This window comes from Nostoc sp. EspVER01, assembly GCF_034530635.1.
Classification (GTDB): domain Bacteria; phylum Cyanobacteriota; class Cyanobacteriia; order Cyanobacteriales; family Nostocaceae; genus Nostoc.
The window spans coordinates 1-9,298 of sequence record NZ_JAVRCS010000075.1 but is presented as its reverse complement, the minus strand read 5'-3'; the positions used below and the strand labels follow the sequence as shown (position 1 = coordinate 9,298).

The following is a 9,298-nucleotide window of genomic DNA, read 5'->3' as shown; positions in this document are numbered from 1 at the left end:
ATGGCAAAACTTTAGCTTCCGCCAGTGGTGACAAGACGATCAAATTGTGGAATCGAGACACGGGCAAAGAAATTACCACCCTGAGTGGGCATAGCGCTTCGGTCTACAGCGTCGTCTTCAGCCCGGATGGCAAAACTTTAGCTTCCGCCAGTGGTGACAAGACGATCAAATTGTGGAATCGGGACACGGGCAAAGAAATTACCACCCTGAGTGGGCATAGCGCTTCGGTCTACAGCGTCGTCTTCAGCCCGGATGGCAAAACTTTAGCTTCCGCCAGTGGTGACAAGACGATCAAATTGTGGAATCGAGACACGGGCAAAGAAATTACCACCCTGAGTGGGCATAGCGCTGAGGTCATCAGCGTCGTCTTCAGCCCGGATGGCAAAACTTTAGCTTCCGCCAGTGGTGACAAGACGATCAAATTGTGGAATCGGGACACGGGTAAAGAAATTACCATCCTGAGTGGGCATAGCGCTTCGGTCAACAGCGTCGTCTTCAGCCCGGATGGCAAAACTTTAGCTTCCGCCAGTGATGACTACACCATCAAATTGTGGAATCGGGACACGGGCAAAGAAATTACCATCCTGAGTGGGCATAGCACTTCGGTCAACAGCATCGTCTTCAGCCCGGATGGCAAAACTTTAGCTTCCGCCAGTGCTGACAACACCATCAAATTGTGGAATCGGGACACGGGCAAAGAAATTACTACCCTAGCTGGGCATAGCAATTCGGTCAGAAGCTTCGTCTTCAGCCCGGATGGCAAAACTTTAGCTTCCGCAAGTTATGACAACACCATCAAATTGTGGAATCGGGAGACGGGCAAAGAAATTACTACCCTAGCTGGGCATAGCAATTTGGTCATCAGCGTCGTCTTCAGCCCGGATGGCAAAACTTTAGCTTCCGCCAGTGATGACTACACCATCAAATTGTGGAATCTCGACACGGGCAAAGAAATTTCCATTTCCACCCTGAGTGGGCATAGCAGTTGGGTCAGCAGCGTCGTCTTCAGCCCGGATGGCAAAACTTTAGCTTCCGCCAGTGGTGACAACACCATCAAATTGTGGAATCGGGAGACGGGCAAAGAAATTACTACCCTAGCTGGGCATAGCAATTTGGTAAACAGCGTCGTCTTCAGCCCGGATAGCAAAACTTTAGCTTCCGCCAGTGGTGACAAGACGATCAAATTGTGGAATCGGGAGACAGGCAAAGAAATTTCCACCCTGACTGGGCATAGCAGTTTGGTCAACAGCGTCGTCTTCAGCCCGGATGGCAAAACTTTAGCTTCCGCCAGTTGGGACAAGACCATCAAATTCTGGAATTTGAATCTTGATGATTTATTAGCACAGGGTTGCAGTTGGCTTAAGAGTTATTTGGCTAGCCATCCTGATGCGGCTAAGGTGTGTCCAAGGCGGTAGAGATGAGGGAGATGTGGTTCGACTTCGCTCACCAACCGGGGAAATGAGGGAGTTATGGGGAGTTAATATTCAAAAAGAGCGATTGCTTGGTAAATTAGGAAGGCAATCACAGTTCTGAACCTAATTTTTGCAGTGATCCTAAGCCTAAATGTAGAAGCAAAGGCGATCGCTTGGTAAATTAGAGATGCGATCGCAGTTCTGAACGCTTAAATGTAGAGCCAAAAGCGATCGCTTGGTAAAAAAGAAATGCGATCGCACTTTTGAACTCAGTGTTTCAAGTTCCGAACACCAATGACCGAGTAAAAAGGTTGAACTTCCGAGTTCTGAACACTAATGACTGAGCAAAAAGGCTGAAGTTCCGAGTTCCGAACACCAATGACCGAGCAAAAAGGTCGAAGTTCCGAGTTCCGAACACCAATGACCGAGCAAAAAGGTCGAAGTTCCGAGTTCTGAACACCAATGACCGAGCAAAAAGGTCGAAGTTCCGAGTTCTGAACACTAATGACCGAGCAAAAAGGTCGAAGTTCCGAGTTCCGAACACAAATAGCCGAGCAAAAAGGTCGAAGTTTCGAGTTAAACCTCCGGTTCTACCCCCAGCGCTTTTAACTGAGCAGCTAATCTCTCTGCACGTTGCCCTTCTTTTGCTACTAACTCCAAACCCCATAGTAATAATTCGCCATTGTCATCCCACCAACGTAACCAATAGCCTGTGCGGTTTTCTCGGCTTCCTTGCCATACACCTAAAAACAAGTTCATTTCGGCAATCCAGTGACGATCGCTTGCATCCGGTGTTTGCAGTTCATAATTTCCTAAATCATCTCGCCGATAAACTTCTAAGACTCCACCATCTGGTTCAAAAATGGCATAGTTTGGCACTTGTAAAATCTGCTCATAATAAAACCATTTACCAGGGGGATAGGTCGGTTTACTCGAATACTCTCCACCTTCGGTATCTGAGAGAAATTCCATCACAATTACCGGAATATCACCTTGAAGTCGTGGCGTATAACTGCGCTTCACTTCTTCTCGTGAGACTCTAATAGATGCTACATAACCCCAATCTGGTGCTTTGACGACAAATCGATTATTCAAAGTGGCGCAGATACCGTAATTAGTGATGGTTAAAGCATCGGTGGGTAATCTGCCAGCAAGTTCCAAGCTTTCTGTTAAAGCAGCAGCCAAGAGTGGCTGATTAATGTTATCCACTGGTTCGTTGTCTAAAACAAAATCATCAGGTAACTTTTCCCAGGTGACATTATGAGTGGCTGCATTGGCTAGCATAATCAGAATATTTCAAGTACAAATTCAATTTCTAATAGCCCGATTAAAAGATTGCACACGGCGTTACTCCTGAGCAAAGGTTCGTACTTCTTCCACTGACAATCCCAAAGCTTGGGCAATCTGTTCGATGCTCAAATCCATTTGCAATAATCGGGGTATGGCATCTCTTCTGGTTTGTTCTGCAAGTTCAGCTCGTTGTCGTTCTTGTTCGGCGTTGCGAGAAATGTCTGTATAACTCAAAAACCTTTCTCCATCAGGACGATATAACTGCAAACCCTCTGGTGATGGAGCAAAGCGAACTTTTAAACGGGGACTCACCCAATCTTCCATTTGGGGGATGACATCTAAACCGTCTTCGCTACGCAACCATCCACGCAAATTATTGCGATCGGGATCATAAATGTAGTATTCTTCCACCCCATAGCGATCGTAGAAAAGTAATTTTTTGTCCATTTCAGTTTGGGTGTTGCTGGGAGAAAGAATTTCAAACACCACTTGCGGTGCAATTCCCTCTTCTTTCCATTGTTGGTAGCACAAGCGATGTCTACGACGGGCTACGCCTACGCCTTTTGGTCTACCCAATACCACCATCACATCTGGGGCGTTAACAATTTTGTTACGTCCCTCTACCGGATACCAAAACAAATCCCCCGTAACAAATACATTTGGATCGTTAGCAAATAGCCACTCGATATTCTGCTTAATTGCCACAATCCAGCTAAACTGTATGGTATTATTAGCGACTGGTTGTCCGTCACTATCTGGGTAGATGACCTCTGGCTGCGTCGGCGGTTGGATTTGCGATACCATAGCTTCGCCCTCAGAAGGATATTTAATCGGGATGCTTCCAAATTAGCAGACTCTTAAGGATGTCTGCGCCATGAATCTGGAAGGATAAGTAACTAAAACAGTACGATTGTTCTACTATAAACTAATTAAAGATAGTATTATTAAGGACTGTTTCATAAGAAACTCCTTCTTCGCCGCCCAATATGTCAGACCAACAGCTAGCAGCATCCTTGAATGGACATCTTCCGTACCCCAGCCACAACAGCCAGAATACCATTCGGATTCGGGGTGCTAGGCAGCATAATCTGAAAAATATTGACTTGGAATTGCCACGCGATCGCCTAATCGTATTCACTGGCGTTTCTGGTTCTGGTAAGTCTTCCCTAGCCTTTGATACCATTTTCGCTGAAGGGCAACGTCGTTACGTAGAATCCCTCAGCGCTTACGCACGCCAATTTCTCGGACAACTGGATAAGCCGGATGTAGAAGCGATTGAAGGCTTAAGTCCAGCAATTTCTATTGACCAAAAGTCAACCTCTCATAACCCGCGTTCCACTGTCGGTACGGTGACAGAGATTTACGACTATTTGCGGCTGCTGTTTGGTCGGGCTGGCGAACCCCATTGTCCGATATGCGATCGCTGTATTGCACCCCAGACAATCGATGAGATGTGCGATCGCATTATGGAATTACCAGATCGCACCCGCTTCCAAATTCTTGCACCCGTTGTTAGGGGGAAAAAAGGCACACACCGTAAGCTTTTGTCAAGTCTTGCTTCTCAAGGTTTTGTCCGCGTGCGGATCAATGGCGAGATCCGCGAACTGTCAGATTCCATTGAATTGGATAAAAACTTTACCCACACCATCGAAGTGGTAATTGACCGCTTGGTGAAAAAGGCTGATATTCAGGAGCGTTTGGTTGATTCTCTGTCTACGTGTCTCAAGCAATCGGGTGGTATTGCAGCCATTCTGGTGAGTCTACTCGGTGACGACGGACAAGAAAAAGAAGAAGAATTAGTATTTTCGGAAAACTTTGCTTGTCCAGAACATGGCGCGGTAATGGAGGAATTATCGCCGCGATTGTTCTCCTTTAACTCACCTTATGGTGCTTGTCCGCACTGTCACGGCATCGGGACTTTAAGAAGATTTGCACCAGACTTGATTGTACCCGACTGGGAAGCGCCAGTTTACGCTGCGATCGCGCCTTGGTCAGAAAAAGATAATTCTTATTACTTGGAATTACTTTATAGCGTCGGACAGATTTATGGATTTGAGTTACAGACAAATTGGGGCAAGCTGACAGAAGAACAGCAGCAAATTCTTCTGTATGGAGAGAAAGATGAACGAGCCGCAGAGGCAAAGAGAAAGCAGAGTTTTAAAGGTGCTATTCCAATTTTGCAACGGCAGTATGAGGGTGGTTCGGAATTAATTAAACAAAAATTAGAGCAGTATTTAATCGATCAACCGTGTGAAGTTTGTAAAGGAAAACGGTTAAAACCGGAAGCCTTGGCGGTGAAGTTGGGACAATATGGAATTTTAGAATTAACTACCGTATCAATTCGAGATTGTCGGGAGAGAATTGAGCAATTTAAGTTGAGCGATCGCCAGTTACAAATTGCTGATTTAGTTCTCCGAGAAATCAAAGCCAGATTGCAATTTTTGTTAGATGTAGGTTTAGATTACCTCACCCTTGACCGTCCCGCTATGACTCTTTCCGGTGGTGAAGCCCAACGAATTCGTCTAGCAACGCAAATTGGTTCTGGATTAACAGGAGTTCTCTACGTTTTAGATGAACCGAGTATTGGTTTGCATCAACGAGATAATGGCAGATTGCTGAAAACCTTAACGAAATTGCGTGATTTGGGTAATACATTAATTGTCGTTGAACACGATGAAGAAACAATTCGTGCAGCCAACTATATAGTTGATATCGGCCCTGGTGCAGGAATTCACGGCGGAAATATTATCGCCCAAGGTGATTTTCAGGCATTATTAGCAGCAGAAGATTCTTTGACGGGTGCATATTTATCAGGAAGGCGAGTAATTACCACGCCAGCAGAACGCCGAGAAGGAAACGGGCGCAGTTTGGGAATTAAAAATGCCCATCGCAACAATTTAAGAAATATAGATGTAGACATTCCGCTAGGTAAACTTGTTTCCATCACAGGTGTGTCTGGTTCTGGTAAATCTACGCTGATTAACGAATTACTGTACCCATCTCTGCAACACCATTTAACTAAGAAAGTTCCCTTACCGAGACATTTGGATAAAATTCAGGGATTAAACGCGATTGATAAAGCGATCGTTATCGATCAATCTCCCATTGGACGCACACCACGTTCCAATCCTGCAACTTACACAGGAATTTTCGATGCCATTCGGGATGTATTTTCCCAAACAGTAGAAGCCAAAGCTAGGGGTTACAAACCTGGACAATTTTCCTTCAACGTTAAAGGTGGACGTTGCGAAGCTTGTAGCGGCCAGGGTGTGAATGTTATTGAAATGAACTTTCTCCCTGATGTTTACGTGCAATGCGAAATTTGTAAAGGTGCAAGATACAACCGCGAAACTTTGCAGGTGAAGTATAAAGATAAGTCTATCTCTGATGTCCTAAGAATGACAGTAGAGGAGAGTTTAGACTTTTTCCAGAATATACCCAAAGCGATCGCGCGTTTGCAAACTTTATTTGATGTCGGGTTGGGTTATGTCCAACTAGGACAACCTGCGACTACCTTATCAGGTGGTGAAGCGCAACGGGTAAAATTGGCAACAGAACTATCTCGACGCGCTACAGGTAAGACACTTTATTTAATTGATGAACCGACAACAGGGTTATCTTTTTACGATGTCCACAAATTGTTAGATGTGTTGCAACGATTGGTAGATAAAGGTAATTCAATATTAGTAATTGAACACAACTTAGATGTAATTCGTTGTTCTGACTGGGTGATAGATTTGGGGCCAGAAGGTGGCGACAAAGGCGGAGAATTAATTGCTGTGGGTACACCAGAGGAAGTTGCAAAAAATCCCACGTCTTATACTGGGCAATATTTAAAGCAAGTTTTGAAGCAGTATCCGGCGATGAAGAAGTAGAGTTTTTGTCTCAGATATATATTCAAAGATGCTTACCGCAGAGTAGGTGTAAAGAAAAGCGATCGCTGATTCTAAAATAAACAAACTTACATCAACATGAACAAACTTTCCCAAAGCCTCAGCTTGTCTTTGAGTAACTTATAGGCGACAAAATCCCCAACTTATTTGAGAAGTTGAGGATCTGCGGTTTGCAATTCTTACAATTAAAATAGGATTGCAATAAACGTTCATCAAGTTGTAGCTAAAGCTGGTTCTGCCAAAAAATATTTCAGATTTTCTTACTGGGTAGCAAATTTCAAATATTGAGATGCCATTTCTGGTGTTAGAAATTCAATCATTAACCTATTTTCTACCCAAAACTCAATCACATCAAAGAAAGAATCGCGGTTACAGCGCACTACACGCCAACCTTTACGCACACCGATTTCTTCAATTTCTTGCTGAATAATGGGTACAGAGATTGCTGCATGAATATCTGTATACCTGGCAGTAATAGCAGTATGCACAAATACACATTGCCAATGGCTGCAACAGTTGCACAGTTATGGATTGTTGTCAGGTTCTTTTCGTCCAGAAGATGAAATTTGTATTTTACGTAGCTATATCCGCCAACGTGATAGTCTCATCAGAAGTGCCAGTGTTCATATCCAACGGATGCAAAAAGCTTTAACTCAAATGAACATACAACTGCATCAAGCAGTCAGTGATATTACAGGCACTACAGGTATGGCAATCATACGAGCGATTGTTGCTGGTGAACATGACCCACAAATACTTGCAGCCAAAAAACATCACCGTGTCAAACGTAGTGAAGCAGAGATTGCAGCTGCGCTTAATGGTGATTATCGAAAAGAACATTTGTTTGTCTTGCAACAAGAGCTACATCTCTATGATGTCTACCAATCCCAAATCGCTGAATGTGACCGCCAGATTGAGGATTGCCTGAGTCAATTTAACGACAAAATTGATATTTCGCAGTTGCCCCTTTCTCCACCCAAGCATATTCGCCACAAACCTCAAGGTAATGAGCCTAACTTTGATTTGCGTACTCATCTTTACCGCATGAGCGGAGTAGATTTTACCCGTGTTGACGGTCTTGGTGTCCTGACAGTACAAATCATTCTTTCTGAGGTTGGTTTAGATCCCACATTCCGCACCCGGAACTGTCACAAAAGAAATGGCAAGGAATTTTGGAGCTAGTTTTTGATTCAAGACTAAAACTGGAGGAATGGCAGGTAAAAAATTAAGCCAGAGTATGTAAAAAAAGGAACCAGTGGAAAAAATACTGCATAAAAAAGTAGAGCTACTGAAGTTAGGGTAAGTAACTCAAAAAAGTTGATAAAAAGAAAGCTTGAGTAAAATGTTAATCAAACTAATAAATAGTAACGACGACAAGCACTAGGAAAAAATTGTAATACCCATAATCTTTCATCAGAGAGGTTGGAGATTTGTGAAACCCCATTGGCAATTAATACATGGATACCTTGAAAACATTGAAATATCCACCTGAGAGTGGGGCGGGGTGTCAGTTTACCTAATTGATTTTTTATTGCTTGGTTTTGAGCTCATAAACTTTCACGTAGCTGTCGTTGCCCTAAAGTATAAACTAGCAAACATAACCCCATAATCATAGATAAAGCTTCAATCCGCTCCCTGTTTTTGCCCTTAATCTGAGGCTTTAGCTGTTTTTTAGATATTTTAATTTCCGTCAACCGATGATACTTTAATTGCTCTGATAAATGTAATGCAGCTTTTTTCGCATCTCGATGGCAAGCAAATTCTTCATTACATAACTTAGTTAACTTTTGATGAGCAGCTATTAAAGTGAAGATTCCACTTAAACCTTTTAAATATAATTGGTCTAATACTCTTCCTAACCTATCATCATTTAAATGTTCTGGTAATACTCCTTCTCCTATCAAGTGTTCACAGGCATAGGTATCCATATATTTAGGAAACATATATAACGTTCCTGATACAAAACCTAACCCGTTTAGTATCATTGCTTTGACCGCTTGACCCGCACTCACCTTTTCTTGTGGGTGCTGTCCAAGTATTTTATTTATTTGAGCTACCAGCCCTCTTTCATCGATTATTCCTGCTACTATTCCCAGGTGATTTAGATTTTTTACTTCAATACTCAAGGGCGAATTCATTTTCACACCACATTTCATCAACTATTTCTAGCTTTTCATGATGGGAGCTTTTGATGTGCTAATTTTATTTATTTTTTGACTTCTACCCTGATTCTGGCTATTAACTTTACTTTTCAGTTTTTATTGTCTCAATTTTTACCAGTATTATTGATTTACTTACTGCTTTCTCTGTGTGCCAGTTTTAGGTGCGGAATGTGGGGTACAAAGCCCGGCATTTAATTGAGAACTTCTTTGCCCGACTCAAGCAGTACAGAGCGATTGCCACCCGTTATGACAAACGCAAGGTCAATTTTCTCGGTGCAATTTATCTTGCTGCTACTGTGATTTGGCTTAACTGATGACACGCCCTAGCACAAAAATTGTGGTCAACAGGGTTGAACCGTCTACCATATTCATTGGGAGACCTCAAGCTTTGGTGTCGTTACCTTTATCTTGTGATTTCCCTTTCTTTTTTGCTACCCCATCTCAACATAAGGCGTAATAATTTACGCTCCGGCAAAGCGGTCGCCTCGGCCAATATCCTCCAACAACCAGGCACGCAAGAGTGGATCTAAAACCAGCCAGG

Annotated in this window: 5 protein-coding genes and 3 pseudogenes; 4 read left to right on the top strand and 4 right to left on the bottom strand. The window is 43.2% G+C overall.

The window, feature by feature from the left end:
• On the top strand, window positions 1-1,415 hold a 1,415-nt coding region (locus tag RMX69_RS29205), incomplete at its 5' end, for a WD40 repeat domain-containing protein (RefSeq protein ID WP_322639521.1).
• A 573-nt stretch (window positions 1,416-1,988) separates the two neighbouring features.
• On the opposite strand, the gene RMX69_RS29200 is transcribed toward RMX69_RS29205, so the two are convergent.
• Together RMX69_RS29200 and RMX69_RS29195 are read right to left on the bottom strand one after the other, a co-directional pair.
• Window positions 1,989-2,696, bottom strand: a complete 708-nt coding sequence (locus tag RMX69_RS29200; RefSeq protein WP_322639520.1) for a Uma2 family endonuclease — start codon at window positions 2,694-2,696, stop codon at window positions 1,989-1,991.
• A gap of 63 nt (window positions 2,697-2,759) precedes the next feature.
• Entirely contained in the window at window positions 2,760-3,506 is a 747-nt protein-coding gene (locus tag RMX69_RS29195) for a Uma2 family endonuclease (protein ID WP_322639519.1), read from the bottom strand.
• Between the two features lie 182 nt (window positions 3,507-3,688).
• Between RMX69_RS29195 and uvrA the strand changes: the two genes are divergently transcribed.
• Window positions 3,689-6,577, top strand: a complete 2,889-nt coding sequence (gene uvrA, locus RMX69_RS29190; protein WP_322639518.1) for an excinuclease ABC subunit UvrA — start codon at window positions 3,689-3,691, stop codon at window positions 6,575-6,577.
• Between the two features lie 278 nt (window positions 6,578-6,855).
• Here uvrA and RMX69_RS29185 read toward each other — a convergent pair.
• Window positions 6,856-7,095: pseudogene (locus RMX69_RS29185) on the bottom strand (hypothetical protein); the annotation flags it as partial.
• A 34-nt stretch (window positions 7,096-7,129) separates the two neighbouring features.
• On the opposite strand from RMX69_RS29185, the gene RMX69_RS29180 reads away from it, so the two are divergent.
• Window positions 7,130-7,777 carry a hypothetical protein gene (locus RMX69_RS29180; RefSeq protein ID WP_289796203.1) on the top strand — a complete coding sequence of 216 codons (648 nt, stop codon included), beginning with the start codon at window positions 7,130-7,132 and terminating at the stop codon, window positions 7,775-7,777.
• 167 nt (window positions 7,778-7,944) lie between these two features.
• Here the strand turns inward: RMX69_RS29180 and RMX69_RS29565 are convergent.
• Window positions 7,945-8,733 (bottom strand): annotated as a pseudogene (locus RMX69_RS29565) (DUF4277 domain-containing protein).
• A gap of 200 nt (window positions 8,734-8,933) precedes the next feature.
• Here RMX69_RS29565 and RMX69_RS29165 point away from each other — a divergent pair.
• Window positions 8,934-9,071, top strand: a pseudogene (locus RMX69_RS29165) (transposase); the annotation flags it as partial.
• Window positions 9,072-9,298 lie beyond the last annotated feature (227 nt).

Coding starts and splice junctions, on each gene's coding strand:
- uvrA (WP_322639518.1), top strand. CDS start 3,689: ATGTCAGACCAACAGCTAGCAGCATCCTTGAATGGACATCTTCCGTAC.
- RMX69_RS29195 (WP_322639519.1), bottom strand. CDS start 3,506: ATGGTATCGCAAATCCAACCGCCGACGCAGCCAGAGGTCATCTACCCA.
- RMX69_RS29200 (WP_322639520.1), bottom strand. CDS start 2,696: ATGCTAGCCAATGCAGCCACTCATAATGTCACCTGGGAAAAGTTACCT.